The sequence below is a fragment of the Kineococcus aurantiacus genome (genome assembly GCF_013409345.1).
Lineage (GTDB): Bacteria > Actinomycetota > Actinomycetes > Actinomycetales > Kineococcaceae > Kineococcus > Kineococcus aurantiacus.
Genome location: NZ_JACCBB010000001.1, coordinates 1,612,226 through 1,628,852 on the forward strand (window position 1 = coordinate 1,612,226; position 16,627 = coordinate 1,628,852).

17 protein-coding genes are annotated in these 16,627 nt (G+C 75.9%); 2 read left to right on the forward strand and 15 right to left on the reverse strand.

From position 1 onward, the window contains the following. Positions 1 to 12: 12 nt before the first annotated feature. The 5 genes from guaB to BJ968_RS25545 form a co-directional block, all read right to left on the reverse strand. Entirely contained in the window at positions 13 to 1,536 is a 1,524-nt protein-coding gene (gene guaB / locus BJ968_RS07705) for an IMP dehydrogenase (RefSeq protein ID WP_343077886.1), read from the reverse strand. 10 nt (positions 1,537 to 1,546) lie between these two features. Beyond that, positions 1,547 to 2,959 (reverse strand): hypothetical protein, encoded by a 1,413-nt coding sequence (locus BJ968_RS07710; protein ID WP_179750671.1) that lies wholly within the window; start codon positions 2,957 to 2,959, stop codon positions 1,547 to 1,549. A gap of 116 nt (positions 2,960 to 3,075) precedes the next feature. Next, entirely contained in the window at positions 3,076 to 4,008 is a 933-nt protein-coding gene (gene shbA, locus BJ968_RS26450; protein ID WP_343077887.1) for an RNA polymerase sigma factor ShbA, read from the reverse strand. Positions 4,009 to 4,012: 4 nt separating this feature from the next. Continuing rightward, positions 4,013 to 4,624: a response regulator transcription factor gene (locus tag BJ968_RS07720; protein ID WP_179750673.1), complete on the reverse strand. Its 612-nt coding sequence runs from the start codon at positions 4,622 to 4,624 to the stop codon at positions 4,013 to 4,015. Positions 4,625 to 4,815: 191 nt separating this feature from the next. Further along, positions 4,816 to 5,904 carry a MerR family transcriptional regulator gene (locus BJ968_RS25545; protein WP_218884926.1) on the reverse strand — a complete coding sequence of 363 codons (1,089 nt, stop codon included), beginning with the start codon at positions 5,902 to 5,904 and terminating at the stop codon, positions 4,816 to 4,818. Between the two features lie 295 nt (positions 5,905 to 6,199). On the opposite strand from BJ968_RS25545, the gene BJ968_RS07730 reads away from it, so the two are divergent. Continuing rightward, a complete protein-coding gene (locus BJ968_RS07730; protein ID WP_179750675.1) occupies positions 6,200 to 6,502 on the forward strand; it encodes a WhiB family transcriptional regulator in 303 nt (100 codons plus the stop codon). A gap of 121 nt (positions 6,503 to 6,623) precedes the next feature. Here BJ968_RS07730 and groL read toward each other — a convergent pair whose 3' ends face one another. Further along, complete coding sequence (gene groL, locus BJ968_RS07735; RefSeq protein ID WP_179750677.1) at positions 6,624 to 8,240, reverse strand: chaperonin GroEL; 1,617 nt, start codon at positions 8,238 to 8,240, stop codon at positions 6,624 to 6,626. A gap of 91 nt (positions 8,241 to 8,331) precedes the next feature. Continuing rightward, positions 8,332 to 8,628 (reverse strand): co-chaperone GroES, encoded by a 297-nt coding sequence (groES, locus tag BJ968_RS07740; protein ID WP_012084928.1) that lies wholly within the window; start codon positions 8,626 to 8,628, stop codon positions 8,332 to 8,334. A 205-nt stretch (positions 8,629 to 8,833) separates the two neighbouring features. On the opposite strand from groES, the gene BJ968_RS07745 reads away from it, so the two are divergent. Beyond that, positions 8,834 to 10,009 carry a THUMP-like domain-containing protein gene (locus BJ968_RS07745; RefSeq protein ID WP_179750679.1) on the forward strand — a complete coding sequence of 392 codons (1,176 nt, stop codon included), beginning with the start codon at positions 8,834 to 8,836 and terminating at the stop codon, positions 10,007 to 10,009. Here BJ968_RS07745 and rimI read toward each other — a convergent pair. From rimI to alr, 8 genes are all read right to left on the reverse strand, one after another. Continuing rightward, positions 10,002 to 10,442 carry a ribosomal protein S18-alanine N-acetyltransferase gene (gene rimI / locus BJ968_RS07750; RefSeq protein ID WP_218884927.1) on the reverse strand — a complete coding sequence of 147 codons (441 nt, stop codon included), beginning with the start codon at positions 10,440 to 10,442 and terminating at the stop codon, positions 10,002 to 10,004. The genes BJ968_RS07745 and rimI overlap by 8 nt on opposite strands. Positions 10,443 to 10,447: 5 nt before the next feature. Then, positions 10,448 to 10,924 carry a GNAT family N-acetyltransferase gene (locus BJ968_RS07755; RefSeq protein WP_343077888.1) on the reverse strand — a complete coding sequence of 159 codons (477 nt, stop codon included), beginning with the start codon at positions 10,922 to 10,924 and terminating at the stop codon, positions 10,448 to 10,450. Positions 10,925 to 11,071: 147 nt separating this feature from the next. Then, positions 11,072 to 12,376, reverse strand: coding sequence for an MFS transporter (locus BJ968_RS07760; protein ID WP_179756384.1), 1,305 nt, complete (start codon positions 12,374 to 12,376; stop codon positions 11,072 to 11,074). Positions 12,377 to 12,467: 91 nt separating this feature from the next. Further along, positions 12,468 to 13,133: a tRNA (adenosine(37)-N6)-threonylcarbamoyltransferase complex dimerization subunit type 1 TsaB gene (gene tsaB / locus BJ968_RS07765; RefSeq protein WP_179750681.1), complete on the reverse strand. Its 666-nt coding sequence runs from the start codon at positions 13,131 to 13,133 to the stop codon at positions 12,468 to 12,470. 47 nt (positions 13,134 to 13,180) lie between these two features. After that, positions 13,181 to 13,954 (reverse strand): alpha/beta fold hydrolase, encoded by a 774-nt coding sequence (locus BJ968_RS07770; RefSeq protein ID WP_179750682.1) that lies wholly within the window; start codon positions 13,952 to 13,954, stop codon positions 13,181 to 13,183. Next, positions 13,951 to 14,433: a tRNA (adenosine(37)-N6)-threonylcarbamoyltransferase complex ATPase subunit type 1 TsaE gene (gene tsaE / locus BJ968_RS07775; protein ID WP_179750683.1), complete on the reverse strand. Its 483-nt coding sequence runs from the start codon at positions 14,431 to 14,433 to the stop codon at positions 13,951 to 13,953. The genes BJ968_RS07770 and tsaE overlap by 4 nt, the downstream gene beginning before the upstream one ends. Beyond that, entirely contained in the window at positions 14,430 to 15,449 is a 1,020-nt protein-coding gene (locus BJ968_RS07780) for an alpha/beta fold hydrolase (protein ID WP_179750684.1), read from the reverse strand. The genes tsaE and BJ968_RS07780 overlap by 4 nt, the downstream gene beginning before the upstream one ends. Next, positions 15,446 to 16,615 (reverse strand): alanine racemase, encoded by a 1,170-nt coding sequence (gene alr / locus BJ968_RS07785; RefSeq protein ID WP_179750685.1) that lies wholly within the window; start codon positions 16,613 to 16,615, stop codon positions 15,446 to 15,448. Before alr ends, BJ968_RS07780 begins: the two co-directional genes overlap by 4 nt. Between the last annotated feature and the right edge of the window lie 12 nt (positions 16,616 to 16,627).

The window sequence follows — 16,627 nt, forward strand, 5'->3', positions numbered from 1 at the left end:
GTCGGCGCCCCGTCAGCGGCCGCTGTAGTTCGGTGCCTCGACGGTCATCTGGATGTCGTGCGGGTGCGACTCCTTCAGCCCCGCCGCGGTGATCCGGACGAACTTCCCGCCGGCCTGCAGCTCGGGGACGGTGCGGGCGCCGGAGTAGAACATCGACTGCCGCAGCCCGCCGACGAGCTGGTGGGCGACGGCCCCCAGCGGCCCCCGGTAGGGCACCTGGCCCTCGACGCCCTCGGGCACGAAGCGGTCGTCGGAGGCGACGTCGTTCTGGAAGTAGCGGTCCTTGGAGAACGAGCGGCCGCCCTGGCGGGTCTGCTGGGCGCCCAGGGACCCCATGCCGCGGTAGCTCTTGAACTGCTTGCCGTTGATGAACACCAGCTCGCCCGGGCTCTCGTCGCAGCCGGCCAGCAGCGACCCCAGCATGACGGTGTCGGCGCCGGCGACCAGGGCCTTGGCGATGTCGCCGGAGTACTGCAGCCCGCCGTCGCCGATGACCGGGACACCCGCGGGCTTGGCCGCGCGGGAGGCCTCGTGGATGGCGGTGACCTGCGGGACCCCGACGCCCGCGACGACGCGCGTGGTGCAGATCGAGCCCGGCCCCACGCCGACCTTGATGCCGTCCACGCCGGCGTCGACGAGCGCCTGCGCCGCGGCGCGGGTCGCGACGTTGCCGCCGACGACGTCCACGTGCGCGGCCGCGCTGTCGCCCTTGAGGCGGGAGATCATCTCCAGCACGGCCCGGGAGTGCCCGTGGGCCATGTCGACGACCAGGACGTCCACACCCGCGTCGACCAGGCCCATGGCGCGCTTCCACGCGTCCTCGAAGATGCCGATGGCGGCGGCCACGCGCAGCCGGCCGTCGGCGTCCTTGGTGGCCAGCGGGTACTTCTCGGACTTCTCGTAGTCCTTGACGGTGATCAGGCCCGTGAGCCGGTTGCGGTCGTCGACGATGGGCAGCTTCTCGATCTTGTGCTTGCGCAGCAGCTGCACCGCGTCGTCGGCGGAGATGCCGACGGGGGCCGTGACCAGGGGGGCCTTCGTCATGACCTCGCGCACGGGGCGGGAGAAGTCGGACTCGAAGCGCAGGTCGCGGTTGGTGACGATGCCGACGAGGGTGCCGTCGGGGTCGACCACGGGCGCGCCGGAGATGCGGTAGCGCGCGCACAGCGCGTCCACCTCGGCGAGGGTCGCGTCCGGGGTCGTGGTCACCGGCTGGGTGACCATGCCCGACTCCGAGCGCTTCACGAGGTCGACCTGGACGGCCTGCTCCTCGGCGGACAGGTTGCGGTGCAGCACACCGAGACCGCCCTGGCGGGCCATCGCGATGGCCATGCGGGACTCGGTGACGGTGTCCATCGCCGAGCTCAGCAGCGGGATCCGCAGGCTGACGCGCTTGGACACGCGGGTCGACGTGTCGACCTCGGAGGGGATGACGTCGGACTCACCGGGCAGCAGCAGGACGTCGTCGTAGGTCAGGCCCACGAAGCCGAAGGGGTCGTTCTCGGACGCTTGTCCGTCGGGGATCTGCGCGCTCACCCCCACGATTCTACGAGCCGGTCGTCGTGGTCGGGGACGCCTGCGCGTCCCCGCCCGTCCCGCCGCCCGCCGCGCCGTCCGAGCCGCCGTCCGAGCCGTCGCCCTGGACGCCGGGGACCGGGACGGCCCCCGTGCTGGGCGAGGGCTCCACGACGACGGGCAGCGTCGGGTTCACGACGACCGGGTCGGTGGTGGCGGGGACCTCGCCGGCGGTGGGCACCGGCACGAGGACCTCCCCCGGCGGCGTGCTCGGCGTGGACGTGGCGGTGTCCTCCGGCTCACCCGTCGCGGTCCCGCTCGGGGTGCCGGTCGGGCTGTCGGTGGCGGTGCCGCCCGGGGTGCCGGTGGGGGTGTCGGACGGGGTGCCGGGGTCGCTGCCGGTGGGCGTGCCCGCCGGGGTGTCCGTGCCCCCGCCGGTCGGGGTCCCGCCGGGGCCGTCCGTGGACGTCGACCCGCCGGTGCCCGGGGCCGGCGTCACCGGCTGCCCGGTCGACGGGCCCGACGACCCGCCGGGCAGCGTCACGGGCGGAACGACGGGGACGGAGGGGTTCCGGCCCGGGCCCGAGGAACCCGACGGACTCCCGGTCGAGGTGGCCGGGGAGGACGGGGTGGCGGTCGCGGTCGGGGTGCCCGTCGTGCGCCCCGGCTTCAGCGGGGGCGACCAGGTCGGCGAGGACGAGGCGGACGGGCCGGTCGTGGCCACGTCGGCCAGGCTCGTCCCCGTCCCCGTCGGCAGCGTCGTGCCGGTCGCGGTCGGGGTCGGGGTGGCCGGGGACCCGGCCAGGGCCGCGGGGCCCTCCTGGAGCGTGGCCAGGGTCTGGTCGACCTCCTGGACGACCTCGGGGTCGACGGAGGCCACCACGGCGGCGTCACCGATCTGCCGGCGCAGGTTCTCCAGGCGGGCGGTCGCCGCGTCGGGGTCGCCGGCGAGGGCCTCCTTGCGGGCCTGCTTCAGCTCCCGCTGCACGCGCTCGGTGGGGGTGCCCCCGAAGGCGTCCAGGACGGTGTCGGGGAACCACCCGGGCAGCTGCGCCGCGAAGGACGTCGCGGTCCCGGCGGAGCGGTCCCCCAGGGGCCCGGCGCCGGTGGCGGCGGCGGCGGCGGTCCCGCCGAGCAGGGCCAGCACGGCGGCGGCCGCGGCGGTCCCCCGGCCCAGGCGCTGCAGGGTGCGGCGCCGGGCCAGCAGGACGCGCGGGGCGGGGACGTCGGCGGGCGGGGCGTCGGCGACGGTGAAGGGCTCGACGTCGGGCAGCTCGACGGGCCGCACGCCGGCGGTCTCGGGGTCGGCGTGCAGGGCGTAGGAGTCCAGCAACCGCGCGACGGCGTCGCGCAGGTCGCTCTCGGTGGTCTCGTGGCGGCCGAGCCGGTCCAGGAGGGCGTCCGTGGCCAGCAGGTCGGGCACGGAGAACGAATCGTCGTCCACGTCCCCTCCTCGCTGCTGCCGGATCGTCCCCGTCGTTCCCTCGGCGCCCGCGGCGCCGCCCTTGACCCCCCGCAGGTGACCGCGTCGGCGGCCGCCCCGGGTGGTGTCGTCCCCGCTCACGGCGCCACCCGCAGGGTGGTGTCCTCGAGCGCGGTCTTGCGGAGCTTCTGCATGGCCCGGTGCTGGGCGACCCGGACGGCCCCGGCCGTCATGTCCAGCGCGCGGCCCGTCTCCTCGGCCGACATCCCCGCCCCCACGCGCAGCGTGATGATCTCGCGCAGCTTCGGCGGCAGGGTGTCCAGCAGCCGCCCGACCGTCTCGGCGTCGAAGGCGTCGAGCGCGAGCTGCTCGGGGCCCGGCTCGGCGGTGGCGGCGTCGGGGACGTCGTCGGTGGGGACGGGCGCGCGGTAGGAGGCCCGCTGGGCATCGGCGACCTTGTTGGCCGCGATGCGGTACACGAACGCCTCGAAGGGGCGCCCGGTGTCCTTGTAGCGGGGCAGAGCCGTCAACACGGCGATGCAGACCTCCTGTGCCGCGTCCTCGGCGGCGTGGTCAGCTCCGGGCAGTCGCCCGAGCTTGGCTCGGCAGTAGCGGTGGACGAGGCGGCGCACCGCTGCCAGGAGGTCGGCGACGGCGCCCTGCTCCCCCGACAGGGCACGTGCCGCCAGTTCCTGGAGCCCCCCGGCATCCGTCGTGTCCATCGCCGCCGACCGGCCCGGCGTTACACCCCGTCCCGGACGGGGCACCACGGGGTCCGCGCCCCGGGCACCGTCGAGGGGGTCTTCCAGGGGGTCGTCGAGAGGGTCTTCCAGGGAGTCGTCGAGGGGGTCGTCCAGGGAGTCGTCCTCGCCGGGGACGACGGACGGGCCGACCGTGAGGCCGAGGTCACCGACCCCCACCCCGGCCGACCCGTCCGGGAACTGCACCCTGGGCAGGTCGGGGGCGACGTCGGACACGACGGCGGACCCGACGTCACGGCCGGCGTCGCGTCCGCTGTCTGCGTCGGGCCGCCCGGCGCTGTCGACCGGTTCGTCGCCCCCGGGGCTCACCCACCTACCGTACGAGACCCCAGCGGAATCCCACAGCCACCGCCTGAGCGCGGTCGGCGGCCTCCAGCTTGCGGAACAGCCGACGCGCGTGCGTCTTGACCGTGTCCTCGGACAGGAACAGCTCCCGGCCGATCTCCGCGTTGCTGCGCCCGCGGCTCATGCCGACGAGCACCTGCTGCTCGCGCTCGGTGAGCACGGGCGCCCGGCCCGTGAGCACCGCACGCGTGCGGTTGCCGCCACGACGACGGCTGACGTCCTGGAGCGCCTGGAGCACCGCCGTGGCGAGCTCCTCGCGCGAGACGTCCTTGACGAGGTAACCGCGAGCGCCGGCCGCGACCGCGCGGGCCACACCGTCGCCGTCCTCGGCCATGGTGGCCATGAGGACGTTCGCCTCCGGGTGGCGGGCGAGCAGCCGTCGGGCCGCCTCCACGCCACCGATGCCCGGCATCCGGACATCCATGATCACCAGCGAGGGCCGTTCGACGGGCCACCTCTGGAGAGCCTCTTCGCCCGAGCTCGCACCCACGACACGGGTGACGCCGGGGACGGCGGCCACCATGCGTCGCATGGCCTCGCGGGCCAGCGGAAGGTCATCGCAGACCAGTACCGTTGCCACCACAAACCTCTTCCCTGTGTGGGTGGAGCGGGGCCGTCCGTGGCCTCGCTGAGTCGCACGTCGGGTGCGCCACGAAGAGGGTTGTCGGCACGCCGGGGCGTCCACCTGAGGGCAGATCGTCCACTCGCTGGCGCGGAGGGCGGTCAGCGTGCTAATGGACCTCTAGAGGTTCGCGTGCGGTCGCCGGCGGTTCAGGCCGAGACGGCCGCCGCGCACGCGCCGACGGCCTCCTCCAGGCTGGCCGCGCGCACGACCCCGGGCCGCTCGCCGGCGGGCCAGCCGTCCCCCACCAGCACGACCAGCGGGGCCGGGCGCACCCGCAGGAGGGCCTCGAGGTCGTCACCGACCCGGGCGGCGCCGGCCCCCTCGCCGGTCCCCTCGGCGTGCAGGAGCAGCGCGGGCGGGCGCACGCGGCGCACGGCCGCGGCCAGCATCCGGACCGGGACGCCGTCGCCGACGCTGCGCGCGCCGGTGCCGGACTCGGCCAGGGCGGCGGCGGCGGCCAGCAGGACGGGGGTCCGGTCGCGGTCGTCGGCGGTGCCGGCGCCGGCGAGCAGGACCGAGCGCTCCCCGTCGGCGGTGGGCAGGGCGGACAGCGCCCGGGCGACGGCGGCGTGCATGGCGGCATCGCGGGTGGCCGAGGCCGGCCCGAGCACCGCGTCCCAGGCGCGGGCGACGCCGCGGGTGCGGATCTCGTCGGTGAAGCGGTCGGCCAGGCTCGCCACGGCCCAGTCGACGGTCTCCCCGCGCAGGTCGTCGCGCCGGTCGCGGTGGTCCTCGCCGGGCCCCTCGCCGTGGGGGGTGCGCCGGTGGGCGGCGGGGCGGGACTCGAGGTCCTCCGACTCGTCGGGGCGGGGCTCCTCGGGGCGGGCCTCGGCGGTGCGCGCCGGGGCCAGGCCGGAGGTGGGGCCGGCGATCTGGGCGGCGTCGGTGACGGCGGCCTCGATGACGGCGGCGGGGATGGTCGAGACGCTGGCGAGGGCGAACCCGCCGTCGGCGACGGCGGTGGTGGCGGCCAGCTGGGCGGCCTCGGCGGGGGCGACGCCCTCCAGGGTGAGGCGGCGCATGACCACGAGCCGGGCCAGGTCGGAGGAGGAGTAGCGGCGGTGGGCCCCGGCGGTGTGCTCGGAGGGGCCGAGCCCGTAGCGGCGGTCCCAGGTGCGCAGGGTGGCCGGCGCGACCCCCAGGCGGCGCGCGACGGCGGCCACGGTGAGGGTCATGCGCGGGGCCTGCGGCGCGAGGGGCTGCTGGCCGTCGGCCGGGTCGACGGCGGTGGACATGGCACCGAGTGTGTCGGGCGGGCGGCGCACGCGCCAGTCGCCACCGCGCCGGAGTTGTTCAGGGTTGTGCACCCGTGGGGGCGGCCCGCGGGTCCGCGCGATCGGGTTGCGGGGGCACGGATGTTCTGCACGTTGTTCACACCTGGTTCAACAGGTTGTTCAGCTCCGGGCCCCGTAGAGGGCGGGCGCGCGGCGGGAGATCGTGAACAAGTTCGTCCCAGGGGCTTGAACAACTTCTGACGCGGTTGTACGTTCGGGGGCAGTCAGCAAGATCCCTTCCCTCGAGGAGCGCACCATGGCCGAGATCTCCCGTCTCCCCGGACCCGTCGCCGACATCTGGGAGTGGCAGCTCGACGGCTCGTGCCGCGAGGCCGACCCCAACCTCTTCTTCCACCCCGAGGGTGAGCGCGGCCCCGCCCGCCGCAACCGCGACGCCGCCGCGCAGGCCATCTGCGGCGGCTGCCCCGTCCTGGAGCAGTGCCGCAAGCACGCCCTGAAGGTGCGCGAGCCCTACGGCGTCTGGGGTGGGCTCACCGAGGACGACCGCGAGGCCATCTACACGAGCGAGCGCCGCCGCGGGCTGCGCGTCGCCAGCTGACACCCGGCACCACCCCGCGCGCGGTGGTGCGGCGCGCGGACGCGGAAGGGCCCGGCCCCCCAGGGGGACCGGGCCCTTCGTCGTGCGGTGGTGCTGCCGTGCGGTGGTGCTGAGGGGGAGGTCAGTGGCCGTGGCCGTGACCGTGACCCGCGGCGGCGGGCTCCTCCTCCTTCTTGTCCACCACGAGGGTGTCGGTGGTCAGGACCATCGAGGCGATGGAGGCGGCGTTGCGCAGCGCCGAGCGCGTCACCTTGACCGGGTCCAGGACCCCGCCGGCCAGCAGGTCGACGTACTCGCCGGTCGCGGCGTTCAGGCCGTTGCCCGGCTCCAGAGAGCGGACCTTCTCCACCACGACGTAGCCCTCGAGGCCGGCGTTCTCGGCGATCCAGCGCAGCGGCTCGGAGGCCGCCTTGCGGACCAGCGCGACACCGGTCGCCTCGTCGCCGGACTTGCCGAGGTCGCCCTCGAGCACGGAGACGGCGTGCACCAGGGCCGAGCCGCCGCCGGCGACGATGCCCTCCTCGATCGCGGCGCGCGTCGCGGAGACGGCGTCCTCGATGCGGTGCTTCTTCTCCTTGAGCTCGACCTCGGTGTGCGCGCCGACCTTGATGACGACGACACCGCCGGACAGCTTCGCGAGGCGCTCCTGCAGCTTCTCGCGGTCCCAGTCGGAGTCGGTGCGCTCGACCTCGGCCTTGATCTGGGCGACGCGGCCGGCGATGTCGTCGGCCGAGCCGGCGCCGTCGACGATCGTGGTGTCGTCCTTGGTGACCGTGATGCGGCGGGCGGTGCCCAGGGCGTCGAGGTCGATCTGGTCGAGCTTGAGGCCGACCTCCTCGGCCACGACCTGCGCGCCGGTGAGGGTCGCGATGTCCTGCAGGATCGCCTTGCGGCGGTCGCCGAAGCCGGGGGCCTTCACCGCGACGGCGTTGAAGGTGCCGCGGATCTTGTTGACGACCAGGGTCGACAGCGCCTCGCCGTCGACGTCCTCGGCGATGATCAGCAGCGGCTTGGAGGTCTTGAGGACCTTCTCCAGCAGCGGCAGCAGGTCCTGGACCGTGGAGATCTTGCCCTGGTGCACGAGCACGTAGGCGTCCTCCAGGACGGCCTCCTGGCGCTCGGCGTCGGTGACGAAGTAGGGCGAGATGTAGCCCTTGTCGAACTGCATGCCCTCGGTGAAGTCCAGCTCCAGCGCGGTCGTGGAGGACTCCTCGACCGTGATGACGCCGTCCTTGCCGACCTTGTCGAACGCGTCGGCGAGCAGGTCGCCGACGGTCGGGTCCTGGGCGGAGATCGTCGCGACGTGGGCGATGTCGCCCTTGCCGTCGACGTCGCGGGCCAGCTTCAGCAGCTGGTCGTTGACGGCCTCGACGGCCGCGTCGATGCCGCGCTTGAGGCCCGAGGGGGCGGCGCCGGCCGCGACGTTGCGCAGGCCCTCCTTGACCAGGGCCTGGGCCAGGACGGTCGCGGTGGTGGTGCCGTCACCGGCGACGTCGTTCGTCTTGGTGGCGACCTCCTTGGCGAGCTGGGCGCCGAGGTTCTCGTACGGGTCCTCGAGCTCGACCTCGCGGGCGATGGTGACGCCGTCGTTCGTGATCGTCGGCGCACCCCACTTCTTGTCGATGACGACGTTGCGGCCCTTGGGGCCCAGGGTCACCTTGACGGCGTTGGCGAGGGCGTCGACGCCGCGCTCCAGGGACTTGCGGGCGGTGTCGTCGAACGAGAGCTGCTTGGCCATGTGCCTTCTTCCTTCCGTGTGTGCAGCGGGACGAGGAACGCCCCGGGCTCCCGGGGGACCGGGCGCCCGGGGCGCGGTGAACCTCTGCCGCTTACTTGGCGACCTTGGCGAGCACGTCGCGCGCCGAGAGGATCAGCAGCTCGTCGCCGCCGTACTTCACCTCGGTGCCGCCGTACTTGGAGTAGATGACCTTGTCGCCCACGGCGACGTCGACCGGCACGCGGTTGCCGTTGTCGTCCACGCGGCCCGGGCCGACGGCCAGGACCTCGCCCTCCTGGGGCTTCTCCTTGGCGGTGTCCGGGATGACGAGACCGGAAGCGGTCGTCTGCTCCGCGTCGAGCGGCTTGACGACGATGCGGTCCTCGAGCGGAGTGATGGAGACCGACACTGGTGCGGCCCTCCCCTTCTGCTTCAGCGAACTGGCGTACGGGACGGTCGGTGCGGTGGGGAGCGGACGACCGTCGTCGCGGGTGCCGGGCGGCCGCTGCCCCGTTGGCACTCCCCCGTGGGGAGTGCCACCGACGCTGGGCGAGACGTTAGCACTCAGGCCAGGCGAGTGCCAGGCACGGGGGCGTCCTGGCAGCATCGGGCGGGTGAACACCGCCGATGTCGAAGCGCTGCAGTCCCCCGAGGGGCGCGCGCTGCTCGCGCAGCTGGCCGGGACGGTCGCCGAGGACCCCGTCGCACTGGCCGGCCGGCTGCGGCGCGAGGGCCACGACCCGGCGCTCGCGGCGCTGGCGACGACCCAGTCGCGGCTGCGGGCCCGGGCGGAGGGCAAGTTCGGACCGCGGGCCGCCGGACTGCTGCTCACCCCCGCCGGCGCCGAGCAGGCGACCCGCGCGGTCGTGGCGGCCGAGCACGCCCGCCGCTTCGCCGCCGCGGGGGTCGCCCGGGTCGCCGACCTCGGCTGCGGGGTGGGCGCGGACTCCCTCGCCTTCCTCGACGCGGGGCTGGCGGTGCTGCCCGTCGACGCCGACCCCGTCACGGCCGCCGTCGCCACCCACAACCTCGGGGTCCGGGTGCGCTGCGAGGACGTCACGGCGGGCGTCGTCGGGGAGCTGTCCCCCACCGACGGCGCCTGGTTCGACCCCGCCCGCCGGACCTCGGGCGGGCGGCGGGTCTTCGACCCCGAGGCCACGTCCCCTCCCCTGTCCTTCGTGCTCGCCACGGCCGCCCGGGTCCCCGCCACCGGCGCCAAGCTCGCACCGGGCCTGCCCCACGACCTCGTGCCCGCCGGCGCGGAGGCGCAGTGGACGTCGGTGGACGGCGAGGTCGTCGAGTGCGCGCTGTGGTGCGGCCCGCTCGCCCGGCCGGGGGTGGCCCGCAGCGCCCGGGTCGTGCGCGGTGCCACCGCCCTGGAGCTGGACGACCGCGACCTGCCCGCGGCGGACGTGGGGGACGTGGGGGGTTTCCTGCACGAACCCGACGGCGCCGTCATCCGGGCCGGGCTCGTCGGGCGCGTCGCCGCCGACCTCGGCGGCCGGCTCGTCGACGAGACCATCGCCTACGTCACGACCGACGACGCGGCCACCTCGCCGTTCGCGCGGTCGTTCCGGGTGCTGGAGGTCCTGCCGTTCGGGTTGAAACCCCTGCGCGCGCGGTTGCGCGCCCTCGACGTCGGGGCGCTGACGGTGAAGAAGCGCGGGACGGCCGTCGACCCCGACCAGCTGCGCCGGCAGCTGGCCCTCAAGGGGTCCCGCGCGGCGACGATCGTGCTGACGCGGCTGCGGGGCCGGCAGAGCGTCCTGGTCGTCGAACCCGTCAGCTGATGCGCGCCCGGAGGACGAGCGCGTCGACGTCGTCGGGCTGGTAGTACCGGGCCCGGCGGGCGATCTGCTCGAACCCCTCGCTGCGGTAGAGGTTCTGCGCGGGCTCGTTGTCGGCGCGGACCTCCAGCAGCAGGTGCGTGGCCCCCGCCTCGACGGCCGCGGCGCGCAGGGCCCGCAGGAGTTCGCGGCCCGTCCCCCGGCCCTGCTGGTCGCGCGCGACGCCGATGGTCTGGACGTCGGCGTCGGCGCCGTTGACCATCACCCCGCCGTACCCGACGACGCGGTCCCCCTCGACCGCGACGAGGAAGCTGCGGTTGGGCTGGGCCAGTTCCCCCCAGAACGACTCGACGGACCACGCCGTGGCGCCGAAGAGGTCCAGTTCGAGGGCGTGCACGTCGGCGACGTGCCACCAGCGCATCTCCCGCAGTTCCACGGGGATCAGGGTAGGTGCCGCACGAGGCAGACGCGGGGCCAGGCGTCGAGCCCGTGCTCCGCCTCGCGGCGGCGCAGCTCCCGCAGTCCCGGGCCCGGGTCGGGCAGGTCGCGGAAACCCAGGCGGCGGTAGTACGGCGCGTTCCAGGGGACGTCGGCGAAGGTCGTGAGGGTGAGGGTCCGGTGCTGCGCACCGGCGACGTCGAGCAGGGCGCGGCCGATGCCGCGGCGGGCGTGCGCCGGGTCGACCGAGACCTGCTCCACGTGGCCGTGGCCGTCGACGACGTCGAGCAGCAGGTACCCCGCGACGCGGCCGCCCTCGACGGCGACCCACGACCGGCCCAGGTAGCCCGCGAGGGTTTCGAGCGCGGGCGGTTCGTCGTCGGCGACGGCGTCCATGCCCAGCGACCGGAAAGCCTCTCCCGCAGCGCGTTCGACCTCCTGCAGCCGGGGCAGGTCCTCGGGGCGGGCCGGGCGGATCACGGGGCCGATCCTGCCAGGCGCCCCTGGCCCGCGCAGTCCGGGCCGGGGCACGGTCGTCGTGCGGCGCTCCCGGCTGCCGGGCAGCCGCGGTCCGCCGCCGGCCCCGTCGCGGGGCCGGTGAGGGGGCCGGTCAGGGGTTCGCGCGCCTCAGCGGCGGTCCGCGCCGCCGTCCACCGCGGCCCGCTCCCCGCGCACGTCGACGAGCAGCCGGTCGGCGCGGATCCGGAACCGCCTGGTGCCCCACATCATCACCGCCGCCAGGAAGGGCAGGACGCCGAGCGCCGCGACCCCCAGCGCGTCCGACCCGGTGCCCGTGGCCACCCACGACCGCAGGATCGGGGCGACGAAACCCCCGAGGTTCCCCAGGGAGTTGATGAGCCCGATGCCGGCCGCCGCGGCGGCGCCGGTGAGGAACGCCGTCGGGTAGGACCACGTGATGGGGCCGATCGACAGGAACGACGACACGGCGACCGTGATGCACACGATGCCGACGAGGGCGTACCCGTTGGCGCCCGCCCACGCCGACCCCAGCACGAACGCGCCGGTGCTGACGAACAACCACGTCCCCCACGCGCGGCGCCGCCTCACCGTCACCGCGTGCCGGCCGACGGAGTAGCAGGCGAACATCCCCACGAACCAGGGCACGGCCGTGATGAGCCCGACCTGCCAGCCGACCTCCCGCCCGGTCAGGCCCGCGACCTGGGTGGGCAGGTTGAACGTCACGCCGTAGACCGCCACCTGGAGGCAGAAGTAGATGACGGTGAAGTACCAGACGCGGCCGTTGCGCATGGCCGCCCACACCCCGCTGGGGCCGTCGGCCGAGCGCAGCTCGTCCTCGGAGGCCATGGCCTCCCGCAGCGCCGCCTTCTCCTGCGGGGACAGGAACTTCGCGTCCTCCGGGGAGTTCACGAGGGCGAAGATCGCCACCACCCCGGCGACCACCGCGAGCAGGCCCTCCACGGCGAACATGGCCTGCCAGCCGGTCACCCCGTCGATCGAGCCGCCGAGCTCCAGCAGCGCCCCCGACAGCGGGGAACCGACCATCTGCGAGAACGGCTGCGCCAGGTAGAACACCGCGAACATGCGGGTGCGGTGGGCGTTGGGGAACCACTCGGCCAGGTACATGATGATGCCGGGGAACAACCCGGCCTCGGTGACCCCGAGCAGGAAGCGCAGCACGATGAACGACGTCTCGCCCTGCACGAAGGCGAAGCACGCCGAGACGATCCCCCAGGTGATCGCGATGCGCGCCAGCCACGCCTTGGCCCCGAACCGGCGCAGCGCGAGGTTGCTGGGGATCTCGAAGATCGCGTAGCCGATGAAGAAGACGCCCGCGCCGAAGGCGTACGCCGCGTCCGAGATGCCGCGGTCCAGCTCGAGGGCGTCCTCGGCGAAGCTGACGTTCGTCCGGTCGAGGAAGGACACGACGTACAGGGCGACGATCATGGGCATCAACCGGCGCGAGGCGCGACCGATGGCCTGGTGCAGGACGGTGTCGGTCACGGGCTGGGCCTCCTCGGTGAGATTCCCGGACCCGCCCACGCTACGCCGTGACGCGTTTGCGCGCCCCCGGCTCGGTCGCGTCGGGCCGCCGCAGGTACAGCGGCTCCGGCGGCAGCAGTCCCCACGTCCCGCGGCCGGCGAGGGCGTCGGCCACGAGCTGCGCCAGGGCCGCCCCGTCCACCTCGAAGGGCGCGCGGGCGCCGCCGAGGGCGTCGGGGTACAGCCGGGTCCCCGACCCCACGACGGGGACGTCGGGGCGGACGTCGGCGGGGGCCAGGACGTCGGGACCGGCCGTGCGCCGGACCCCCTCCCCCGAGGCGACGTACCGGGCGGTGTGGACCTCGCGCCGGCGCGCGTCGGTGGCGACGAGGAACTCCCCGGCCAGCCCGTCCGCGGCGGCCTGCGCGGCGAGGGCGTCCAGGGAGCAGACGCCGTGCACCCGCGCTCCCCACGCCAGCGCGAGCGTGCGCGCGGTGACGACGCCGACGCGCAACCCGGTGAAGGGCCCGGGCCCGACGCCGACGGCCACGTCGGTGACCTCGGTGCGGTCGCGGCCGGCGTCGGCCAGGACGGCCGCGACCGTGGGGACGAGGACCTCGTTGTGGCTCCGGGCGGTCCCGGCGCGGGTGGCGGCGAGGACCCGCTCGCCGTCGTGGACGGCGACGGCCACGCCGTCGGTCGCGGTGTCGAGGGCGAGCAGCAGCACCCCGGGAGTCTAGGCGCCCCCTCCCCCGCCGACCGGCCGCGCCGGGGTCAGGGGCGCGGGTGGGCCAGGCGGCGGGCGAAGCGGACCGAGGCGGCGAAGACGGCAGGGGCGTCGCGGTCCGAGGTCAGCTCGTGGAAGCTGTTGGCGTACACCACCTCCGTCACCTCCTCGGAGGAGATCCCGGCCAGCACCCGGTGGGCCGAGGCCGCCGGCACGACGTGGTCGACGCGCGAGCGCAGCAGCAGGACGGGCTGGTGCACGCGGGCGAGGTCGTCGCGGGTGCGCCGCCAGCCGCCGACCTGGGAGACCAGGGCCCGCAGCGGCGTCCGGTCGTAGGCCAGGACCTGCGCGGCGGGGTCCTGCAGGTCGCCCGCGACGGCGGACCAGCGGGGCAGGACCCGGCCCAGGGTGGCGACCGCCAGCTCCTTCCACGGCTCCAGCGCGACCGCCGGGTTCGCCAGGACCAGGCCGTGCACGCGGTCGGGGCGCAGCTCGGCCAGCCGCAGCGCCAGCGCGCCGCCCATCGAGATCCCGGCGACCAGCACGACGTCGTTGCGCAGCCGCGACAGCGCCGCCGACGCCGCGGCGACCCAGTCCGCCCACGTGCTGCGGTCGCAGTCGGCGACCGTCGTGCCGTGCCCGGGCAGCAGCGGCACCTCGACGTCGAACCCCGCGGCGTGGAACTCCTCGGCCCAGCCCGCCACCGACAGCGGCGTGGCGGTGAAACCGTGCAGGACGAGCACCCCGGCGCGGGGGCGGTCGGCGTGCCGGCGGGAGAAGCCCCGGACCCGCCCGTCCGCGGTCCGCTCGGCGAGGTTCACGCGAGCTCCACGCCCTCCCAGCGCGCGCCGGTGCCGCGCACGCGCACGCGCCGCGGCTCCACGGGGGCCTCCCCCTCGACGGCGACCTCCCCGTGGGGCCGCAGCAGCTCGATCTCCAGCCGGTCCCCCGTGAGGTCCTCCACGAGCCCGCGACCCCACTCCACGACCGTCACCGCCTCCTGCGCGGCGGTGTCGAGGTCGAGGTCGTCGACCTCGGCGAGCGAGGCCAGCCGGTAGGCGTCGACGTGCACGAGCGGGGGCCCGCCGACGAGGGAGGGGTGCTCGCGGGCGATGACGAACGTCGGCGACGTCACCGGCCCGCGCACGCCCAGGCCCTCCGCCAGGCCCCGGGTGAACGTCGTCTTCCCCGCGCCCAGGTCCCCCGAGAGCACGACGAGGTCACCGGCGCGCAGCAGCCGCCCGACCCGCCCGCCGAACGCGGAGGTCTCCTCGGGGGTGCGCAGCTCCAGCTCGGTCACCGGGTCCTCCGTCGCGTCCGGGTCTGCAGGGGGACGACGACCTCGTGGGGCACCGGCGCCGCACCGCCCGAGCGGGCCAGCAGCCGCTCCAGCCGCGCGGTCACGACCGAGGGGTGCTCCAGCATCAGCAGGTGCCCCGCCCCGCGGACCAGGACGTGCTCGGCGCCCGGGAGGGCGTCGGCGATCTCCCGGCCGTGGGCGGCGGGGGTCATGAGGTCGCGCTCGGCGGTCAGCACCAGCACCGGCCGGCCCGCCAGGCCCGCGAGCGCCTCGCGCTCGTCGAGGGTCCCGAAGGCGGGCAGCAGGTCGGCGATGACGTCGACGGGGGTCGCGGCCAGCATCCGGCCCGTGAGCCGCACCAGCTCGGGGGCGACGGGCCCGGCGAAGTTCCAGTGCCGCACGAGCCGCTGCTCCAGGTCGGCGCCCACCCGGCGCGAGCGCTCCAGGACGTCGTAGCGGCCGCCGGCGCGCTCCAGGGCGAGCTCGGCCCAGTGCACGAGGTGGTGGCCCAGCAGCGGCAGGCCGTGGTCGACGGCGGCCAGCCCCCCGGCGCTGGTGGCGATGAGGGCCGCGGCCCGCAGCCGCGGGAGCAGGTCGGGGCGGCGGGCCGCGAGCTCCATGACGGTCATGCCGCCCAGGGAGTGCCCCACCAGGACGAAGGGGCCCTCGGGGACGACGGCGTCGAGGACCTGGCCGAGGTCGTCGGCGAGCCGGGCCACGGTGACGGGGCCGGCGGGCCCGCGGGCGGAGCGGCCGTGCCCGCGCAGGTCGGGCAGGACGAGCCGGTGGCGCCCGCGCAGCGCGAGCCGCTGGAAGTGCCAGCAGTCGCCGGACAGGGCGTACCCGTGGCACAGCACGACGGTGAGGGCCCCGGGGCGGTCGGCGGGGTCGACGTCGACGTGCAGCCGCGTGCCGTCGTCGGTGACGACCTCGACGGGTTCGCCGGACAGCGGGTGCAGCTCCTCGCGGGGGTCGGCGGCGCGCGCGTGCCGCGGGTCCCGCAGGGCCGGCCTCACGCCAGGGCCCCCGCGTAGCGGCGGGGCACCCGGGCCCCGATGCGGGTGACGACCTCCCAGGAGATCGTCCCGGCGGCCGCGGCCCAGTCGTCGGCGGTGGCCTCGCCGTCGTCGCCGGGGCCCAGGACGAGGGCGAGGTCCCCGGGGGCGGCGGCGTCGTCGCCGAGGTCGACGACGACCTGGTCCATGCAGACGCGGCCGGCGATGCGGCGGCGGGCACCGCCGACGAGCACCTCCCCGGACCGGTGGCCGTCCCAGGAGGCGTGCCGGGGCACCCCGTCGCCGTAGCCCACGGGCACCAGCCCCAGCGTCGTGTCGTGCTCGACGGTGTAGGTCAGCCCGTAGGACACGCCCGCACCGGCGGGGACGCGGCGGACGTGCGCCAGGCGCGCGGCCAGCGTCATCGCCGGGCGCAGGCCCAGCTCGGCGCCCGTGGCGCGCTCGGGGGCCGGGCTGAGGCCGTAGACCGCCAGGCCGGCCCGGACGAGGTCGTAGCGCGCCTGGGGGACGAAGAAGGCGGCCGCGGAGTTGGCGTGGTGGCGCAGGCCGGGGTCGACGCCGTGGTCGCGGGCGGCCCGCAGGGCGGCCTCGAAGGCGTCCAGCTGGCTGGGCACGGAGGGGTCCCCGGGGACGTCGGCGCTGGCGAAGTGCGCCCACGTGCCGCGCACCTGCACGTCACCAGCCTCGACGTGCTTGGCGACGGCGTCCAGCAGGGCGGGCCACTCCGCGGGCGAGGCGCCGCCGCGGGACATGCCGGTGTCGACCTCCAGGTGGACCCCGGCGCGCCGCCCCGCGGCCCGGGCGGCCCCGGCGAGCTGCTCCAGGGCCCACACCGCGGACACCGAGACGTCGACGCCGGCCCGCACGGCGGGCAGCAGGTCGGTGCCGGGGGTGAGGATCCAGGCCAGCACGTCGGCCTCCACGCCCGCCGCGCGCAGCGCCAGCGCCTCGTGCACGTGCGCGACGCCCAGCCACGTCGCCCCGCCGGCCAGCGCCGCGCGGGCCGCCGGGACCAGGCCGTGCCCGTAGGCGTCGGCCTTGACGACGGCCATCACCTGCGCGGGCCCCACGGCCCGGCGCACGACCCGCACGTTGTGCGCGATCGCGTCGAGGTCGACGAGGGCCACGGCGGGGACGTCGGCGGGCACGTCAGGACGTGGGGGCACGTCTCGACGGTA

Bases quoted from the DNA above. Each gene is read 5' to 3' on its own strand.
- BJ968_RS25545 (WP_218884926.1), bottom strand. From the start codon at position 5,904: ATGTCCACCGCCGTCGACCCGGCCGACGGCCAGCAGCCCCTCGCGCCG.
- BJ968_RS07730 (WP_179750675.1), top strand. From the start codon at position 6,200: ATGGCCGAGATCTCCCGTCTCCCCGGACCCGTCGCCGACATCTGGGAG.
- groL (WP_179750677.1), bottom strand. From the start codon at position 8,240: ATGGCCAAGCAGCTCTCGTTCGACGACACCGCCCGCAAGTCCCTGGAG.
- BJ968_RS07760 (WP_179756384.1), bottom strand. From the start codon at position 12,376: ATGCCCATGATCGTCGCCCTGTACGTCGTGTCCTTCCTCGACCGGACG.